The organism is Hamadaea flava (assembly GCF_024172085.1).
GTDB classification, from domain to species: domain Bacteria; phylum Actinomycetota; class Actinomycetes; order Mycobacteriales; family Micromonosporaceae; genus Hamadaea; species Hamadaea flava.
The window spans coordinates 4,294,705-4,312,906 of sequence record NZ_JAMZDZ010000001.1 but is presented as its reverse complement, the minus strand read 5'-3'; the positions used below and the strand labels follow the sequence as shown (position 1 = coordinate 4,312,906).

The 18,202-nt window shown below is 70.2% G+C and carries 16 protein-coding genes and 1 tRNA gene; 13 read left to right on the top strand and 4 right to left on the bottom strand.

Annotation, left to right across the window (positions count from 1 at the left end; translation table 11 throughout):
• Positions 1-170: 170 nt before the first annotated feature.
• A complete protein-coding gene (locus tag HDA40_RS20185) occupies positions 171-1,727 on the bottom strand; it encodes a dolichyl-phosphate-mannose--protein mannosyltransferase (protein ID WP_253758155.1) in 1,557 nt (518 codons plus the stop codon).
• 104 nt (positions 1,728-1,831) lie between these two features.
• Between HDA40_RS20185 and rsmI the strand changes: the two genes are divergently transcribed.
• Positions 1,832-2,653 carry a 16S rRNA (cytidine(1402)-2'-O)-methyltransferase gene (gene rsmI / locus HDA40_RS20180; RefSeq protein WP_253758153.1) on the top strand — a complete coding sequence of 274 codons (822 nt, stop codon included), beginning with the start codon at positions 1,832-1,834 and terminating at the stop codon, positions 2,651-2,653.
• On the opposite strand, the gene HDA40_RS20175 is transcribed toward rsmI, so the two are convergent.
• On the bottom strand, positions 2,650-3,453 hold the full coding sequence (locus HDA40_RS20175) for a hypothetical protein (RefSeq protein ID WP_253758151.1): 804 nt from the start codon (positions 3,451-3,453) through the stop codon (positions 2,650-2,652). The two genes, rsmI and HDA40_RS20175, sit on opposite strands and share 4 nt — an antisense overlap.
• Positions 3,454-3,561: 108 nt before the next feature.
• Between HDA40_RS20175 and metG the strand changes: the two genes are divergently transcribed.
• The 9 genes from metG (at position 3,562) to HDA40_RS20130 (ending at position 13,704) form a co-directional block, all read left to right on the top strand.
• The gene (gene metG / locus HDA40_RS20170; RefSeq protein WP_253758149.1) at positions 3,562-5,352 is read left to right on the top strand and encodes a methionine--tRNA ligase; all 1,791 of its coding nucleotides are present in this window, start codon (positions 3,562-3,564) and stop codon (positions 5,350-5,352) included.
• Positions 5,353-5,406: 54 nt separating this feature from the next.
• Positions 5,407-6,432, top strand: coding sequence for a hypothetical protein (locus tag HDA40_RS20165; RefSeq protein WP_253758147.1), 1,026 nt, complete (start codon positions 5,407-5,409; stop codon positions 6,430-6,432).
• Positions 6,433-6,697: 265 nt separating this feature from the next.
• A complete protein-coding gene (locus HDA40_RS20160) occupies positions 6,698-7,771 on the top strand; it encodes a TatD family hydrolase (protein ID WP_253758145.1) in 1,074 nt (357 codons plus the stop codon).
• A gap of 33 nt (positions 7,772-7,804) precedes the next feature.
• A complete protein-coding gene (gene rsmA / locus HDA40_RS20155) occupies positions 7,805-8,701 on the top strand; it encodes a 16S rRNA (adenine(1518)-N(6)/adenine(1519)-N(6))-dimethyltransferase RsmA (RefSeq protein WP_253758143.1) in 897 nt (298 codons plus the stop codon).
• Positions 8,698-9,648: a 4-(cytidine 5'-diphospho)-2-C-methyl-D-erythritol kinase gene (locus HDA40_RS20150; RefSeq protein ID WP_253758141.1), complete on the top strand. Its 951-nt coding sequence runs from the start codon at positions 8,698-8,700 to the stop codon at positions 9,646-9,648. Before rsmA ends, HDA40_RS20150 begins: the two co-directional genes overlap by 4 nt.
• 110 nt (positions 9,649-9,758) lie before the next feature.
• Positions 9,759-11,549, top strand: coding sequence for an ABC-F family ATP-binding cassette domain-containing protein (locus HDA40_RS20145; RefSeq protein ID WP_253758139.1), 1,791 nt, complete (start codon positions 9,759-9,761; stop codon positions 11,547-11,549).
• A 98-nt stretch (positions 11,550-11,647) separates the two neighbouring features.
• Positions 11,648-12,085, top strand: a complete 438-nt coding sequence (locus tag HDA40_RS20140) for a DUF4383 domain-containing protein (protein ID WP_253758137.1) — start codon at positions 11,648-11,650, stop codon at positions 12,083-12,085.
• Positions 12,086-12,152: 67 nt separating this feature from the next.
• Positions 12,153-13,166 (top strand): GNAT family N-acetyltransferase, encoded by a 1,014-nt coding sequence (locus HDA40_RS20135; protein WP_253758135.1) that lies wholly within the window; start codon positions 12,153-12,155, stop codon positions 13,164-13,166.
• 55 nt (positions 13,167-13,221) lie between these two features.
• Positions 13,222-13,704 carry a DUF4383 domain-containing protein gene (locus HDA40_RS20130; RefSeq protein ID WP_253758133.1) on the top strand — a complete coding sequence of 161 codons (483 nt, stop codon included), beginning with the start codon at positions 13,222-13,224 and terminating at the stop codon, positions 13,702-13,704.
• Between the two features lie 15 nt (positions 13,705-13,719).
• Here the strand turns inward: HDA40_RS20130 and HDA40_RS20125 are convergent, their stop codons facing one another.
• Together HDA40_RS20125 and HDA40_RS20120 are read right to left on the bottom strand one after the other, a co-directional pair.
• Entirely contained in the window at positions 13,720-14,322 is a 603-nt protein-coding gene (locus tag HDA40_RS20125) for a TetR/AcrR family transcriptional regulator (RefSeq protein ID WP_253763700.1), read from the bottom strand.
• 131 nt (positions 14,323-14,453) lie between these two features.
• Positions 14,454-15,494 (bottom strand): acyl-CoA desaturase, encoded by a 1,041-nt coding sequence (locus tag HDA40_RS20120; protein WP_253758131.1) that lies wholly within the window; start codon positions 15,492-15,494, stop codon positions 14,454-14,456.
• Positions 15,495-15,675: 181 nt separating this feature from the next.
• Here HDA40_RS20120 and HDA40_RS20115 point away from each other — a divergent pair, with 181 nt between their 5' ends.
• The 3 genes from HDA40_RS20115 to glmU all read left to right on the top strand — a co-directional run bounded on the left by HDA40_RS20115 (position 15,676) and on the right by glmU (position 18,118).
• Positions 15,676-16,524 (top strand): helix-turn-helix domain-containing protein, encoded by an 849-nt coding sequence (locus HDA40_RS20115; RefSeq protein WP_253758129.1) that lies wholly within the window; start codon positions 15,676-15,678, stop codon positions 16,522-16,524.
• Between the two features lie 17 nt (positions 16,525-16,541).
• A tRNA-Gln gene (locus HDA40_RS20110) sits at positions 16,542-16,613 on the top strand.
• A gap of 53 nt (positions 16,614-16,666) precedes the next feature.
• The gene (glmU, locus tag HDA40_RS20105; protein WP_308197728.1) at positions 16,667-18,118 is read left to right on the top strand and encodes a bifunctional UDP-N-acetylglucosamine diphosphorylase/glucosamine-1-phosphate N-acetyltransferase GlmU; all 1,452 of its coding nucleotides are present in this window, start codon (positions 16,667-16,669) and stop codon (positions 18,116-18,118) included.
• Positions 18,119-18,202: the final 84 nt, after the last annotated feature.

The following is an 18,202-nucleotide window of genomic DNA, read 5'->3' as shown; positions in this document are numbered from 1 at the left end:
GTCGTGAGGCCGCGTTATCCCGGATAACGCGCCGTACGCCCCAACCGAAGTCGATCAGGGCGTACGGGGGTTGATCAGGGTCGCGGGGACACGACACGCCGGTCGATCACGACCGTTAGTTCATGATCGGCAGGAACAAGCGGGGCAGGAACAAGCGGGGGGAGAGCCGGCTAGATCCAGCGGTTGCCTAGCCACATGCGGTGGAGCCAGGACTCGTAGGGGATCGACTGCCCGGTGAAGATCGGATAGAAGTACGCGAAGTTCAGCGCCACCAGCAGCACGAACGCCCCGGTGATCACTGCTCCGGTCATCCGCCTTCGTTCGTCGGGCAGTCCGTCCTTGCCTGGGCCCATGATCGCGCCGAGGACGTAGACGACGGCGAGGATGAGGAACGGCTCGATCGGCAGCGCGTAGAAGAAGAACATCGTGCGGTTGTCGAGCTCGTAGTAGAACCAGGGGAGCCAGCCCATCGCGATGAAGCCGAGGATTGCGCCGGCCCGCCAGTCGCGGCGGGAGATGGCCAGCCAGACGAGCGCGGCCAGGGCGGGCAGGAAGGCCCACCACAGCGCCGGGGTGCCGTTGAGGACGACTTCGGCGGCGCAGTTACCGCTGCCGCAGGGGTCGTTGCTCGACCAGTAGAACGCGACCGGGCGGGCCAGCAGCAGCCACTGCCACGGCCACGACTGATAGGTGTGCGCGTCGTCGAGGTGGATGTGGAAGTCGTACGCCATCTGGTGGTAGTGCCACAGGTTCTGCAGCGCGCCCAGGACGGGGAGTTCGGTGCCACCGGTGTCACGCAGCCAGTGCCGGTTGTAGCCGCCGTCGGTGAGCAGCCAGCCGCTCCACGTGGACAGGTAGAGGAAGAATGCGAAGACCAGCATGACCAGGAACCAGCCGGTCTCGTCGAGCAGGGTGTCCACGATCGGGCGGCGTACGCCGGCGACGCGGCGAGCGCCGATCTCCCACCAGTAGACGAGGATCACCATGATCGGGACGAACGCCATCGCGCTCCACTTGACGCTGAAGGCGAGGGTGATCATGGCGAAGGCGGCGATCCGCCACCACGGCACGGCGAACGACGGGCGGCTCGCCCGGCCGCGTCCGGCCGGGTCGCCGCCGGCTTCGATGAACTTCACCCAGCGCCGCCGGCGCTGCTGCCGGTCGAGGACGAGGCAGGTGAACGCGGCGAGCACGAAGAACATGAGGAACATGTCGAGCAGCGCCGACCGCGACAGCACGAAGTGCATGCCGTCGAACGCCATGAGCAGCCCGGCCGCGCAGGCGAGGGCGATCGAGCCGAACAGGCGCCGCGCGACGAACATCAGCATCAGGACGCTGGCGGTGCCGAACAGGGCGGCGGAGAAGCGCCAGCCGACCTCGTTGTAGCCGAAGATCTGCTCGCCGATGCCGATGAGCCACTTGCCGAAGGGCGGGTGCACCACATATCCGGCGCTGTTCGCCTTCTCGTCCCACTCGTAGCCCAGGCGCCAGATGTTGTGCGCGTCGGTGGCGTAGTAGATCTCGTCGAAGATCTTGCCCTTCGGCGAGCCCAGCCCGACGAAGCGCAGGATGCCGGCGATCAGGGTGACGACGCCCATGGCGAGCCAGGCCCACGGGTCGAACTTGACCTCGATCGGCAGCAGGCGCTGCCGGATGTCGGAGACGGCCGGGGCGTCCGGCGTCGCCGGCTGCGGCGCGCTGGCGGTCGCTTCGGGGGCAATCGTCATGGGCGCATAGTAGCGCTGAAATCTAGCCCGGCGGTGGCTCCGCCATCGACGGCCCTGGCAAGCCCGTTCCGGCAGACAGTGAGCTGCTCGCCCATACTGTCAGCATGCTGATCCTCTGCGGCGCGCCGCTCGGAAACCCGGCCGACGCATCGACACGTCTGCGCGAGACGCTCGCCACCGCCGAGGTCGTGGCGGCCGAGGACACCCGGCGGCTGGTGCGGCTCGCCCGCGACCTTTCGATCGAGATGTCCGGAAAGCTGATCTCGTACTTCGAGGGCAACGAGGAACGGCGTACTCCTGAACTGGTCGAGCTGCTGCGGGCGGGCACGACCGTCGCGCTGATCACCGACGGCGGCATGCCCAGCGTCAGCGATCCCGGCTACCGCCTGGTCACGGCGGCGCTGGCGGCGGGCGTACCGATCACGTGTGCGCCCGGCCCGAGCGCGGTCACCACCGCCCTCGCGCTCTCCGGCCTGCCCGTCGACCGGTTCTGCTTCGAGGGCTTTCTGCCGCGTACCGGCTCCGCGCGGCGCGCCCGGCTCGCGGAACTCGCGGCCGAGCCCCGCACGCTTGTCTTCTTCGAGTCCACCCATCGCATCGAGGCCGCGCTCCGCGACCTGGCCGCCGCGTTCGGTCCCGACCGCGCGGCCGCTCTCTGCCGCGAGCTGACCAAGACATATGAGGAGATACGCCGAGCGCCGCTGGGCGAATTGAGTCAAGCGGCGACGCAGTTCAAGGGTGAGATCACGCTCGTCGTCGCGGGGGCGGCACCCCAGCAGACGCCGAGGCCGAGCGACGACGAACTCCGCGAGCTGGTGGCCGAGCAGGTCGCGGCCGGGCTCACCCGCCGGGACGCGATCGAAGCGGTGGCCGCCGTCCACGCCGTTCCCAAACGAGAGGTGTACGCCGCCGCGGTCACCCGCTAGTAGGACGCGGCGAGGAAGCCGATGATCAGCAGCAGCGGGGCGGCGAGGCTGGTGGCGATGGCCGCCCGCCGGGCCTTCGGGTCGCCGAACCGGATCGCGCCGGTGCTCACGGCGATCCCGAGACCGCAAAGCATGGCGAGGCAGAAGCTGACGACCCAGCGCAGGTGCAGCCCGCGCAACGCGTCCCCGACGTACGCCTGATCGCTGTGCGAGCCGACCATGCGCGCGAGGAGTTGGGCCTGCTCGCCTCGGGGCAGGGTCTGCTGGTCGACGCCGAGCAGGGCCACCCGCTCGACCGTGAGACCGGAGTCGGCCGTGAAGTCGCCGACGCAGCGCTGGCTGACCCCGCTGCCGACGCACTGGATGGCGGTGGCCTTCCCGTCGTGCCCGTGGCCCAACGCGAGCCACAGTGGTTCGGCGGTGACCCAGGCGAAGAACGCGGCCAGGAGCGCGAAGAGAACGAGGCCCGCCAGGCCGACGGCGGACGCTGTGCGTACCCCTTGGTCTGGCTTGGCGGGACGGGACGCGGACGGGCGGTGACCGCGGACCTGGCGGCCGGCCATCATCTCGCGCGTGGGCCAGGCCTCGGCCTCGACCGGCACGGCGCGAAGCGCGGCCGGGGCGGTGACCGTGACCACCGACTGGGCCGGTACCTCGACGACGGGCAGGCCGGCCGGTTCGATCTCGGCCTCGGTGTCGGATTCGGGGCGGGACCAGTGCGCGGCCCAGGGATTCGACTCGCCCTCCGGGCGCGGGGGCGGCGAACCGGCGTTGCCGTCGAACTCCGTTGATCCGGTCACTACATCATCTTCCCGAAAAAACCATATCTAGCTGGACATTCTCCCGCGTGTCGCACAGAGTGATATCCAGTTAGGTGCCCCCTCACTTCGGTTACTAGGCTCTATTCCATGAGTCACGTTCTCGCGGCGGTCGCCTGGCCCTATGCCAACGGCCCGCGCCACATCGGCCATGTCTCCGGGTTCGGGGTGCCCTCCGACGTCTTCAGCCGCTACATGCGGATGGCCGGCCACGACGTGCTCATGATCAGCGGCACCGACGAACACGGCACGCCGATCCTGGTCGAGGCGGAGAAGGAGGGCGTGACCCCACGCGAGCTGGCCGACCGCTACAACCGGGTGATCGTCGAAGACCTCGCCGCGTTGGGCCTGTCCTACGACCTGTTCACCCGGACGACCACGCGCAACCACTACAAGGTGGCGCAGGAGCTGTTCAAGACGGTCAACGACAACGGCTACATGCTCGAGCAGACCACGCATGGGGCGATCTCCCCGTCGACGGGGCGTACGCTGCCCGACCGCTACATCGAGGGCACCTGCCCGATCTGCGGATACGAGAGCGCGCGCGGCGACCAGTGCGACAACTGCGGCAACCAGCTCGACCCCGAGGACCTGATCAACCCGCACTCCCGGATCAACGGCGAGGTGCCGCAGTTCATCGAGACCCAGCACTTCTTCCTCGACCTGCCCGCCCTGGCCCCCGCGCTCGGCGACTGGCTGCGTACGCGGCAGGGCTGGCGCCCGAACGTCTTGAAGTTCTCCCTGAATCTGCTCGACGACGTCCGCCCCCGGGCGATGACGCGCGACATCGACTGGGGCATCCCGGTGCCGCTGCCCGGCTGGGAGGACAACCCCGCCAAACGGCTGTACGTGTGGTTCGACGCCGTCATCGGCTACTTCTCGGCCTCGGTCGAGTGGGCCCGCCGCTTCGGCGACACCCCGGAGTCGTGGAAGAAGTGGTGGGCGGCGGTGGAGAACCCGCGGTCCTACTACTTCATGGGCAAGGACAACATCACCTTCCACTCGCAGATCTGGCCCGGTGAGCTGTTGGCGTACAACGGGCAGGGCACCAAGGGCGGCAAGCCCGGCGAGTTCGGCGAGCTGTCGCTGCCGACCGAGGTCGTGTCCAGCGAGTACCTGACCATGGAGGGCCGCAAGTTCTCCTCGTCGCGCCGGGTCGTCATCTACGTCCGGGACTTCCTGTCGCGCTACGACGCCGACGCGCTGCGGTATTTCATCGCGGTGGCCGGACCGGAGACCACCGACACCGACTTCACCTGGTCGGAGTTCCTCCGGCGGAACAACGACGAGCTGGTGGCGAGCTGGGGCAACCTGGTGAACCGAGCGATCTCGATGGCGGCGAAGAACTTCGGGGAGATCCCGGCGGCCGGTCCGCTGACCCCGGAGGACGAGGCGCTGCTGGCGCTGTCGCGAAACGCTTTCCAGACGGTCGGCGACCTCATCGAGCACCATCGGCAGAAGCAGGCCATCTCCGAGGCGATGAAGGTCGTCGCCGAGGCCAACCGCTACTTCTCCGACCAGGCGCCGTGGAAGCTGAAGGGCGAGGACGAGCGCGCGCGGCTCGGCACGGTTCTGCACGTCGCGTTGCAGGTCATTCGCGACTGCAACACCCTGCTCACGCCGTTCCTGCCGCACGCCGCCCAGCAGATCCACGAGCTGCTCGGCGGGACCGGGGTCCACGCCCCGATGCCGCAGATCGTCGAGGTCGACGACCTGGACGGCGGGCCGGCGTACCCGATCCTGACCGGGGACTACACGGACGGGGCGAAGTGGGAGACGGTCCCGATCGTCGCCGGTACGCCGCTCAAGCCGCCGACCCCGGTCTTCAAGAAGCTGGACCCGTCGATCGTGGAGGAGGAGCTGGCCCGGCTGGCCGGCTGACCCTTCCGGCGACGGTCACGCTCCGTTCACCTTCGGGGGCTACGGTCGCTGATTGTGACGATTGTCGATCACTCCGTGATCTCCCCGGGTGAGCTGGACGGGCCGATGCTCGTTCCGCTCAGCCGGGAGGTGAGCTGGGAAAGGATCCAGCGGCTCAGCCAGCAGCATGCGCGCGGCGTCGACGCCGAGCTGATCGAGACAGTCCGCGCCACCGCTGTCGTCCGGCGGGGCACCCGGATGGTCAAACCGTTGCCCGCCCGCGCCGTCGCCGGAGTGCTGCGGGGCGCCGTCGTGTCCGGATTCTGCTATCGCGGCTACGACACCGCGTCCCTGCGTAGCCCGGGCGACTGGTCGGTGCTCGGCGCCGATCCGAGTGCCCCGGTCACCTTCGTCCTGCGATGGCGCGCGGTCGACCCGGTTGATTACGCGTACCCGAAAGCCGGTGGCGGTCTGAGCGCCATCCCCGCCCACGAACGGGTCGGCCCGCCCGTGCTGGGGACGGGGTTCGCCCCGAGCAGCACCGAACTCATCCCGGAGTTCCACACGGCGGACTTCGCCGACCTGCCGCTCACCGCGAACGCCTCGCTGATCGCGTACACGCCGGACGGGTCCGAGGCGATCCTCTACACCTATCAACCGGAGCAGCGCGGCTGGCTGCGCCTGGCCGGTCCGCAGTGGCGGCCGCTGCTCTACGGCCTGCCCGGCGTCGCACCCGAGCAGGAATACCACCCGTTGCACGGCGAGCGCGCGTTCAGCCGCCTCGTGGGCCGGTTCCAAGAGGCCGAACACGACGCGGTCGCCGACCCGCCGGAGACGTTCCGCGTACTGGCGATGTCGCGGGCGGCCCGGTTCCCGGTCGACTCGCTCGCCCGTCGCACCCGGTACGCCCGCTGGCGCGGCGTCCTCTGCACCGGCGTCGGAGCCGAGGGCGACTGGGCGCGCCTGCGGATCTCCGACCCCGATGCGGTGACCGTGGCCGCGACCGGAGCCCAATGCCAGGAGCGCGGCGTCTACGAGGTGTGGGCGCCGGTCGCCGAACTCACCGAAGTGCACGACATGGACCTCTACTACGAGATCTGACGCTCGCCATCCTGTCGGCTGCCGCCGTTCGTGGTGCTGGCAGCGGGCTGATCGTCGGCCGCCGCCGATCTTGCGGGTTGTCGTTGCCATGATCGTCGGCTGCCGCCGTTCGTGGCTCTTCCGGCGGCTGATCGTCGGCCGCCGCCGATCTTGCGGGTTGTCGTTGCCATGATCGTCGGCTGCCGCCGATCATGGCGCTTTCGGCGGGCTGATCGTCGGCCGCCGCCGATCATGGCAACGGCGGTCGGAAGGTTAGGATCGCAGCGTGAGTGATCGCAGCCGCCGCGCCGCCGACCGCCGCGAACGTCCCGCTCCAGAAGCGCCGTCCGCGCTGCCGCTTCCCGTCCTCGACAGCCATGTTCACTTGGACATCGTCGCCGGCAGCCGCTCGACCGAGGCCGGTGCTGACGCCGGGAGGACGGCTGTCGGCGACAGGAGTGAGATCGTCGCCGGCAGCCGCTCGACCGAGGCCGGTGCCGACGCTGGGAGGACGGCTGCCGGCGACAGGAGCGAGATCGTCGCCGGCAGCCGCTCGACCGAGGCCGGTGCTGACGCTGGGAGGACGGCTGTCGGCGACAGGAGTGAGATCGTCGGGTCCGACGGGTCGGGATGGTCGGTCGAGGATCAGGTCGCGGCGGCCCGCGCGGTCGGCGTCGACCGGCTGGTCCAGGTCGGGGTGGACGTGACCTCGTCCCAGTGGAGCGCCGCGCTCGCCGAACGCGTACCGGCCGTGCTGGCGACCGTCGCCCTGCATCCCAACGAGGCTCCGCGGCTGGCCGATCTGGACGCCGCGCTCGCCGTGATCGACTCGCTCGCGGGGCAGCCGCGCGTACGCGGGATCGGCGAGACCGGGTTGGACTTCTTCCGGACCGGCGAAGACGGCCTCAAGGCGCAGGAGCACAGTTTCCGGGGGCACATCGAGATCGCCAAGCGCACCGGAAAGGCGCTGGTGATCCATGATCGCGACGCGCACGCCGACGTCCTGCGGGTGCTCGACGACGCGGGCGCGCCCGACACCGTGGTGTTGCACTGCTTCTCCGGGGACGTCTTCTTCGCCGCCGAGTGCGTACGCCGGGGGTATGTGCTGTCCTTCGCCGGCACGGTGACCTTCAAGAACGCGCCGCACCTGCGGGAGGCGGCCGCGTTGACGCCGCCGTCGCAGCTGCTCGTCGAGACCGACGCGCCCTACCTGACGCCGATGCCGCATCGGGGTGCGCCGAACGCCTCCTACCTGATCCCGCTGACCGTACGCGGGCTGGCGGAGGCGAAGGGGCTGCCGGTCGAGGAGGTCTGCCAGGGCATCTCGGCGACCGGGGAGCGCGTGTTCGGCCCCTGGTGAACAGGCCCTGGTGAGGCCGTAGGCTGATCGACTATGACCGGACTGCTGGGGCCGGCGCAGATCCGCGCCCTCGCCGCCAAGCTGGGCGTACGCCCGACGAAGAAGCTGGGGCAGAACTTCGTGCACGACCCCAACACGGTCCGGCGCATCGTGGCGGCGGCCGGGTTGACCGAGGACGACGTGGTGCTCGAGGTCGGCCCCGGGCTGGGCTCGCTGACGCTGGGGCTGTTGGAGACCGCCGCTCGGGTGCACGCGGTGGAACTCGATCCCGTGCTCGCCGCCGCGCTGCCGGAGACTGTCGCCGTGCAGGCCCCGGAAGCCAAGGACCGGCTGACCGTGCTGGCCGGGGACGCATTGAAGACCACGGTGGCCGACTTCACACCGGCGCCCACCGCGTTGGTGGCCAATCTGCCCTACAACGTCGCCGTGCCGGTCGTGCTGCACCTGCTCGCGACCCTGCCGAGCCTGCGGCACGGGCTGGTGATGGTGCAGCTGGAGGTGGCCGACCGGCTGACCGCCGGGCCGGGGTCCAAGGTCTACGGCATCCCCTCGGTCAAACTCGCCTGGTACGCCGACTCACGGATGGCGGGAAAGGTGCCGCCCGCAGTGTTCTGGCCGGTTCCGAACGTCGACTCCGGATTGGTGGCGTTCACCCTGCGCGACGCGCCGCCGGCGGCTGTTCCCCGGGAGGATGTCTTCGCGGTCGTGGACGCGGCGTTCGCCCAGCGGCGTAAGACGTTGCGGGCGGCGCTCGCCGGCTGGGCCGGTGGTTCGGCGGTGGCCGAGCGAATCCTGCGAGCGGCGGGTGTCGACCCGCAGGCGCGCGGGGAATCGTTGACGGTCATGGAATTCGCCGCGATCGCGGCCGCCCGGCGGACCGCGGTGAGCGAACCGCCGGAAGCGGAGTCAGACGGTAGGGTTGCCCGGTGACCGAAGCGTGGTGGCCGGATGACGACGAGCAGGACCGGCCGTTGCCCAGCACCGTGAAGGTGCGCGTTCCGGCGAAGATCAACTTGCATCTGGGTGTCGGCCCGCTGCGCCGCGACGGGTTCCACGAGCTGCGCACGGTCTATCACGCGATCTCCCTTCACGACGAGGTGACCGCACGCCGGGGCGACACGCTCACGCTCACCATGGAGGGCGAGGGCGCCGGCTCGCTCGCCCTCGACGACAGCAACCTGATCATCCGGGCGGCCCACGCGCTGGCCGAGTTCGCCAAGGTCAACGCGCACGCGCGGCTGCACCTGCGCAAGCAGATCCCGCTCGCGGGCGGGCTGGCCGGGGGTTCGGCCGACGCCGCCGCGACGCTGGTCGCCTGTGACGCGTTGTGGGGGACCGGTGTGCCGCGCGACGAACTGGCCCGGCTCGCCGCGTCGCTCGGCTCCGACGTGCCCTTCCTCATCCACGGTGGCACCGCGCTCGGCACCGGCCGGGGTGAGGCGGTGAGCCCGGTGCTGGCGCGGGCGCATACCTGGCACTGGGTGCTCGGTCTCGCCGAGGGCGGTCTGTCCACTCCGGACGTCTATCGGGAGCTGGACCGGCTGCGGCTGGCGGGCGAGGCGCCCGAGCCGCTGGGCGACACCGATGACCTGATGGCGGCGCTGCGGCAGCGGGACCCGGCCGTGCTGGCCGCCGCGCTCGGCAACGACCTCCAGGCAGCCGCAATCTCCTTGCGCCCGGCGTTGGGCGAGGTGCTGCGGGCGGGCACCGAAGTGGGTGCGCTCACGGGCCTGGTCTCCGGTTCGGGCCCCACTTGTGTCTTCCTCGCATCTAGCGCCGATCACGCGGGCGAGGTGGCGGCCGGGCTGGAGAAGGCCGGCGTCTGCCGGGCCGTCCGCGTTGCGCAAGGCCCCGTCATCGGCGCCCGCGCCATCTAACCCACCGGCCGGGCCCCACCCCACCATCTTTTTTGATCATGGAGTACGCACCCCTGACACACCGGCGAGACCACAGTTAACTCCATGATCAACGGGGAGAGCGGGACGTAATGGCGAACATCATCAATCTCGACCGGGTCGGCAAGGGCTACGGCACCGCCGGGCAGCTGTTGACGGACGTGTCGCTCGGGCTGGACGAATCCGACCGGATCGGCGTCGTCGGGCTCAACGGCGCAGGCAAGAGCACCCTGCTCAAACTTCTGGCGAAGACTGAGGAGCCGGACACCGGCCGGGTCGCGCACCGCCGTGATCTGCGGGTGGCAACCCTGCCCCAGCGGCTGGACCTGCCGGGCGAGATCACCGTACGCGACGTCGTCCTGGGCACCGCCTGGCTCGACGAGGGGTTCGCCGCCGAGCACGAATGGGCCGGCGACGCCGGTGTGCGTACGGTGCTGGACGGGTTGGGCATGCCGGGCATCGGGCTCGACGATCCGATCGGCCCGAAGTCCGGTGGCGAGCGCCGCCGGATCGCCCTGGCCGCGCTGCTCATCCGGCACTGCGACGTGCTGATCCTGGACGAGCCGACCAACCACCTCGACATCACCGGGATCGGCTGGCTGGCCGACTGGATCACCACCAAGCTGAAGTCCGCGCTCGTGCTCGTGACGCACGACCGCTGGTTCCTCGACGCCGTCTGCACCCGGATCTGGGAGGTCGCCGACCAGACCGTCCGCGCGTACGACGGCGGCTTCGCGGCCTGGACCCTCGCCCGGGTGGAACGCGCACGCCGCGAGCAGGTGTCCGAGGAGCGGCGGCAGAACCTGCTGCGTAAGGAGATCGCCTGGCTGCGCCGGGGCGCGCCGGCGCGGACGAGTAAGCCGCGGTTCCGCATCGATGCCGCGAACGCGCTGATCGCGGACGTGCCGCCGGTCCGCGACTCGGTGTCGCTGGCCCGGATGGCCACCGCGCGCCTCGGCAAGCAGGTCTTCGACCTGGAGAACGTCACCCTGTACGCCGGCCCGAAGAAGATCCTCGACGACGTCACCTGGCGGGTCGGCCCCGGCGATCGCATCGCGTTGCTCGGCCCGAACGGCGCGGGCAAGACGACCCTGCTCCGGGCGTTGACCGGGCAGCTCCAGCCGGCCTCCGGCCAGGTGCTCACCGGACAGACGGTGAAAATCGCGTACCTGTCGCAGGAGCTGGCCGAGCTGCCCGGGGACCTGCGGCTGCTGGAGGCCGTCGAGGAGGTCGCCAAGCGGGTGCAGGTCGGTGACAAGGAGTTGTCCGCCACGCAGCTCGCCGAGGTGTTCGGGTTCACCGACCGTCGAGTGTGGACTTACGTCAAGGACCTGTCCGGCGGCGAGCGGCGCCGGCTGCAACTCCTGCGGCTGCTGGCGGCCGAGCCCAACGTGCTCATCCTCGACGAGCCCACCAACGACCTCGACACGGACACGTTGGCCGCGCTCGAAGACCTGCTCGACGGCTGGCCCGGCACGCTCATCGTGGCCAGCCACGACCGCTACCTCGTCGAGCGGGTCACCGAGACGGCGTACGCGCTGCTCGGCGACGGCCGGATCACCCACCTGCCGGGCGGAATCGACGAGTATCTCGCCCGGTCCCCGGGCCTCGCGCAACCGGCGGCGCTCGCGCCGGTCAAATCCGATCGGACTGGTTCCGCCGCGGGGGACCTGCGGGCCGCCAAGAAGGAACTGGTACGCGTAGAGCGGGCGCTGAGCAAGCTCAGCGAGCGCGAGGGCAAGCTGCACAAGCAGCTCGCCGACAACGCGACGGATTACGAGAAAGTGGCCAGCCTCGATGCCGAGCTGCGGACGCTGCTCGCCGAGCGCGAGGCACTGGAGGAGGAGTGGCTCACCCTGGCGGAGACCGTCTCCGAGGGCTGAACCGTCCCGTTGTACCCTGCTCGGCGTCTGTCGTACGGCCCGGGCGAACCCGGTTCGCGCGGCCGGCTACACCCCTCACCCTCACTCGGGAGTGCGAGATGTTCAAGCACGCGCCGGTCAACCACCCCCTGCGTCCGGTCTATCGGACGATCGCGGCCGTCGCCTCGGCGGTGACTGTCCTGATCGGAGCGATCGGCTACTTCAGCACCTCGTCGCAGGAGTACTTCGCCGCCAACGACAGCAAGGTGCTCGGCCTGCTGGGCATGAACCCGGGGCACGCCCTGCTGATGGTCGGCAGTGGCGTCGTCATGCTGCTGGCGTTGCTGATCGGCCGCAACGTCGACAGCACGATCAGCTTCCTCCTCGGGTGCGCGCTGATGGCCGTCGGCACGGTCGGCCTGCTGATCATGCGGACGGACGCGAACTTCCTGAGCTACCGCATGTCGAACGTGATCGTCGCGTACGTCATCGGCTCGCTGCTGATGGCCGCCGGCCTGTACCTCAAGTCCGGCCGGGCCGCCGCCGCTGCCCACTGACCACCGCTGTCCGGCGGGTGCGTAAAACCCGGCTGCGGCTGTCGCACCCGTCGGACATGCTGGGCGGATGAGTCTCGACATCGCCCTCGCCACCCTGGCCGACCACGATGACGCGTACCCCGTGTATCGAGCGGCCATCACCGTGGACAACCCACTCGGCCCGGTCTTCTCCCGGCGGGCTTTCGACTGCTTCGTCACCGATCCGTTCCCTGGTCAGATCGGCGAGCGCTATCTGGCCCGGCTGGACGGCACCGCCGTCGGGCTGGTCCGCATCGAGGCCCCGGTGCTCGAGAACACCGACATGGCCAATGTCGACGTCATCGTGGCGCCCGAGTTCCGGCGCCGGGGGCTCGGCCGCCAACTGTTCGCGTACGCCGTCCGCCGGGCTCAGGAGCTGGGCCGGACGAAGCTGCACTGCGCCACGATGTACGACGTCGAGGGGTGCCCGCCCGCGCCGGCCGCGCCCGCGGCCTTCGCCCGGTCGCTGGGCTTCGAGCCGGCCCTGCCCGAGATCGCCCGTCAGTTGGCGGTCGCCGAGGTCGACGAGGCGGCCCTCGACCGGATGCTCGCCGAGGCCTGGGCCAAAGCCGAGGGCTACCGCGTCGTGCAGTGGCTGGGCGTGCCGCCCGACGACCTGATCGACGACGTCGCGTACCTCGACGGGCGGCTGTTCTCCGACGCCCCGACCGGCGACCTCGAGCTCGAGCCGGAGAAGGTCACCGCCGACCGCGTCCGGGAACGGGAGGCGTCGCTGACCGTACGCGGCCGCCAGACCGTCCACACGGGCCTGGTGCACGAGGCGTCGGGCAAGCTGGTGGCCTGGACGACGATCTGTCTCGATCCCGAGTTGACCAACGGGCAGGCGTTGCAGTTCATCACCCTCGTCGATCCCGATCATCGGGGCCACCGGCTGGGCACCATCGCGAAGGTCGAGAACCTGCGCCGGGCCCGTCAGGAGGACCCGGCCATCGCCCGGATCACGACGTGGAACGCGGCCAGCAACGGCTACATGATCTCCATCAACGAGGCGATGGGTTTCCGCCCCGCCTGGGGAGGTATGGAGTGGCAGCGCGCCCTCTAACGGGAATGGCCTGAATCGCGGGGTGGAGCGGCTGCGCGGATGGGAGAATCCGATCATGTCGCACATACCGGTCAACCATCGGCTGCGGCCGCTCTACCGGGCGCTGGCCGTCCTTATCGGGCTCTATCTGCTGATCTTCGGGATCATCGGGGCGATCCAGACCGCAGACGAGTCGTTCTTCTCGCGCGGCGACACGGTCGTGCTCGGCCTCAAGACGAATATGGCCTTCTCCGTGCTCTCCATCGTCATGGGGGTGATCGTGGTGCTGGCCAACCTCTACGGCCGCAACATCGACCACTTCGTCGACCTGGGGGCCGGCGGCCTGTTCATGTTCGTCGGCGTCTTCGGGCTGATCATCATCCGATCCGACCTGAACAAGCTGAACTTCTCGGTCGCGACCTGTGTGGTGTCCAGCCTGATCGGCACCGCGCTGCTCACGATCGGCCTCTACAACCGCACCGGCCCGCCCGAGCAGGCCCGGCAGGAGGAGGCGATCCGCGTACCGGGCGGTAAGCATCCGGGACACGCCGCCGTTTGAGGCCCGCCGCCGGGGCTACTTGCCCCGGCGGGTCAGCAGACCGGGCTTCTGCTCCAACTGGGCCAGCCCGTTCCAGGCCAGGTTGACCATGTGCGCGGCCACCGTCTCCTTGCGCGGCTTGCGTACCTCCAGCCACCAGCGGCCGACCAGCGACACCATGCCGACGAGCGCCTGCGAGTACAGCTCGGCCAGCTTCGGGTCGTAGCCCCGCGTCTTGAACTCGGCGCCGAGGATGTGCTCGACCTGGTGCGCGACGTCGTTGAGGACCGAGGAGAAGTTGCCCGACGCCGACATCACCGGCGACTCGCGGACGAGCACCCGGAAGCCGTTGGTCTCTTCCTCGATGTAGTCCAGCAGCGCCAGGGCCGCCTGCTCCAGCAGTTCACGGGGGTGCCCGGCGGTCAGCGCGCCGGCGATGCGGTCGAGCAGCGAGCGCACCTCGCGGTCCACGACGACCGCGTACAGGCCTTCCTTGCCGCCGAAGTGCTCGTAGACCACCGGCTTGGAGACCTTGGCCCGGGCCGCGACCTCCTCGATCGAGGTCGCGTCGAACCCCCGCTCCGCGAACAGCTGACGGCCGATCGCGATCAGCTGCTCGCGGCGCTGCGCCGCCGACATGCGTACCCGGCCCTTGGCCTGGGTGCGCTCCGCCGGTCGCGCTGCCTGGTCGCGTACTCGCGCTTCTTCCACGCCGCCATCCTGCCAGGCCGATGCCCCCGCGGGTCGCTCCGGCAAGGCGGCGGTGGAGGTCACCGGCCGAGGCGGCCGGCGCTCGCCTGAGCGCCCTCCACCAGCTTCGAGGCCAGCCGGTCACGCTTGGGCCAGCGAACATTGGTCGCCCAGCCGGCCTTTTCGAAGAGCCAGATGGTACGCGCGGAGATGTCGATCTGGCCCTTCATGACCCCGTGGCGGGCGCAGGTCGGGTCCGAGTGGTGCAGGTTGTGCCAGCTCTCGCCGAACGACAGGATGGCCAGCGGCCAGAAGTTGGAGGCCTTGTCGCCGTCCCGGGTCTCGAACGGGCGCTCGCCGTAGACGTGGCAGATCGAGTTGATGGACCACGTGACGTGGTGCAGCAGGCCGACGCGGACCAGCCCGGCCCAGAAGAACGCGGTCAGTGCGCCCTGCCAGGACCAGGTGACCAGGCCGCCGACGGCCGCCGGGGCGATCAGCGAGACGGCGATCAGCGTCGGGAAGAGCTTGTCGACCTTCTGGATGTCCTTGTCGGCGACCAGGTCCGGGGCGAACCGGGCGCGGTTGGTCAGCTCCCGCGCGAACAGCCAGCCCATGTGCGCGTAGAACAGGCCCTTGGTCAGCGCCCAGAACGAGGTGCCGAAGCGCCACGGCGAGTGCGGGTCGCCCTCGTTGTCGGAGAACGCGTGGTGACGGCGGTGGTCGGCGACCCACTGGGTGGGCGAGCCCTCGACGGCGAAGGAGCCGGCGACCGCGAGCGTCACGCGCAGCCACCGGGTGGCCTTGAACGAGCCGTGCGTGAGGTAACGGTGGAAGCCGATGGTGATGCCCAGCCCGGCGACGCAGTACCACACGGCGAAGATGGCGATGTCGACCCAGGACAGCCAGCCGCCCCACGCGACCGGGATCGCGGCGATCAGCGCGATGAACGGGATGACGACGAACGCCCACAAACCGATCAGTACGCCGGTCGGCTGAGCGCCCTCGGTGAGCGGCTTCGGCCCCCGAATGGTCTGCTCGACCTCGGCGGCGCCGGTCGCGTTGGTCTCGAGGTCGGCCGTCAACGCTGACTCCGTGGCCGGGTGGACGTCTGTGCTCATGGGCGATGGCACCTCACTGTGCTGGGCGGGGGGGGGGCGGCTCTCTTACGCCTACGTCACCGTAACTTACGGTCCCGTAGTTTCACAGGGTCGGCACCTGTGAATTTCCTTGGTCCACCTGCACAAGCTCGAAGCAAACGCAAGACTCCCCTTCCTCGTACACCCGTGCTAACCCTTATGCATGGACATGGGGGAGGTGGCCCGCCGTCTGCGGGCCGACGATCAGCTGTCGATAGCCCAAATCCGTGAACTGCTCGGCGTCAGCCGCGCTCAGATCGACGACTGGCTTCGGGGCGTACCCGTGCCGGAGTGGACCAAACGCCCGAACGCCAAGGACGAACTGCGCGCCCGCGCGGTCGACCTGCGCCGCTCCGGGCGTACCGTCCCGGTCATCGCCGAGGAGCTGGGCGTCGCCCGGTCCACGGCCTGGCAGTGGACCAAACACATCCCCCTGACCGGCGACCCGGTGGACGCCGAGCGCCGCAGGGCCAACGCCCGGCGGATGACCGACGCCCGCTGGACGCGGCACCGGGCCGAGCGGGCGGCGCAGCGCCACCGGCTGGCCGCCGAGAGCGCCGCCCGGATCGGTCCGCTCGACGACCGCGACCTGCTCCTGCTGGGCTCGGTCGTCTACTGGTGTGCCGGCGCCAAGGCCACGCCCGCCCGGCCGAACGAGCGCGTCGAGCTGGTCACCGCGGACGCCCGGCTCGGGTTCCTCTTCCTTCGCTTCCTCGACGCCGTCGGGGTGGCGCGGACGGATCTGTCGCTGCGAGTGCTGCTCCAGGACGCCGTCGACCCGGTGGCGGCGGTCGTCTGGTGGGCGGAACACCTAGGCGCGCGGGTGGAGGACTTCCGCGCCCCCGACCCCAAGCGCCTGTTCCTGGCGGCGGAGCGGCCCGATCACCCCCAGGAACACCACGGCCGGCTCCGAATACGGGTTTGCCACAGCCGCGATCTCTATCGCACCATCGAGAGCGTGCTCGACGCGCTCGCCGGGCCTGCGGATGTGCCGGACGGCGAGGCGCGTTAGGCTTTCCGCGCACACCTTCGGCCGTGGTGAAATTGGCATCACCTCAGATTTTGGCTCTGAAGTTTCAGGTTCGAACCCTGGCGGCCGAGCTGTCCATCTAGCAGACCCGGAAGTACCTGCGGATCAAGAGGCGGTAACCCGCGTGGCGCGTACTGTGATCATCCTCGCGGCCGGCGAGGGCAAGCGGATGAAGTCCCAGCTGCCCAAGGTCCTCCATCCGCTGTTGGGTCGCAGTCTCGTCGGGCACGTCCTGGCCGCCGCCGAACCGCTGAGCGCCGAGCGTACGGCGGTCGTCGTGGGGCACAAGGCCGAGCAGGTAACCGAGCATCTGGCCGAGATCGCGCCGCAGGCGCGGCCGGTCCTGCAGGCCGAGCAGCTGGGGACCGGGCACGCGGTGCGGGTGGCGCTCGACGCGCTCGAAGACGTCACCGGCACGGTCCTCGTCGTCAACGCCGACGTCCCGCTGCTGCGGACGGCGACGCTCACCGCCCTGATCGAGCGGCACGAGGAGGACGCCGCCGCGGCGACCGTGCTGACCGCGGTGATGGCCGAGCCGGGCAACCTGGGCCGGATCGTGCGGGACGCCGAGGGCGGGCTGGCCGCGATCGTGGAGGCCCGCGACGCCGACGCCGAGCAGCTGGCCATCCGGGAGATCAACGCCGGGGTGTACGCCTTCGAGGCCGACGCCCTGCGCGACGCGCTCGGCAAGCTGACCACGCACAACGCCCAGGGCGAGGAATATCTGACCGACGTGTTCGGGCTGCTGCTCGCGGCCGGTCGCCGGCTCGCGGTGCACACCGCTCCCGCGGTGGAGGAGACGCTGGGCTGCAACGACCGGGCCGAGCTGGCCCGGCTGGGCGCCCTGCTCCGAGACCGGATCAACGACGGCCACATGCGGGCCGGCGTGACGATCGTGGACCCGGCCTCGACCTGGATCGAGCCCGCGGTCACCATCGAGCCGGACGCGGTGATCGAGCCCAACACGCAGCTCAAGGGAGCGACCTCGGTGGCGGCCGGAGCGGTCGTCGGTCCCGAGGTGACGCTGGTCGACACCGTCGTCGGCGAGCGGGCGGAGGTCGTGAAGGCGCACGCCGTGCTGGCCGAGATCGGCCCGCAGGCCAAGGTGGGGCCCTACGCGTACCTGCGGCCGGGGACGACCCTCGGCGTGAAGTCCAAGGTCGGCACGTTCGTCGAGGTGAAGAACTCGTCCCTGGGCGAGGGGACGAAGGTCCCGCACCTGTCCTACGTGGGCGACGCGACCGTCGGCGACTTCACCAACATCGGCGCGGCGAACGTCGTGGCCAACTACAACTGGCGGTCGAAGAGCCGGACGATCATCGGCTCCCACGTGAACACCGGTTCCGACTCGGTGCTGGTGGCCCCGGTGACGCTCGGGGACGGCTCGTCCACCGCGGCCGGCTCGGTCGTCGACGCCGACGTCCCGCCGGGTGCGCTGGCCGTGGCGCGGGAGCGGCAGGTCAACAAGGAGGGCTGGATCTTCAAGCGCCGGCCCGACAGCGCCGCCGCGCAGGCGGCGCAAGCCGCGCTCGACGCGGCGGGGACGGCCGACGAGGACCCCGCTGACCAGCGGTGACCTTCGGCGCGGTGATCTTTCGCACCTGATCGTGAACCGGCTACGAGCTTGGTCAAGTACCAGGAGAGGATGACCCGCGAGGGT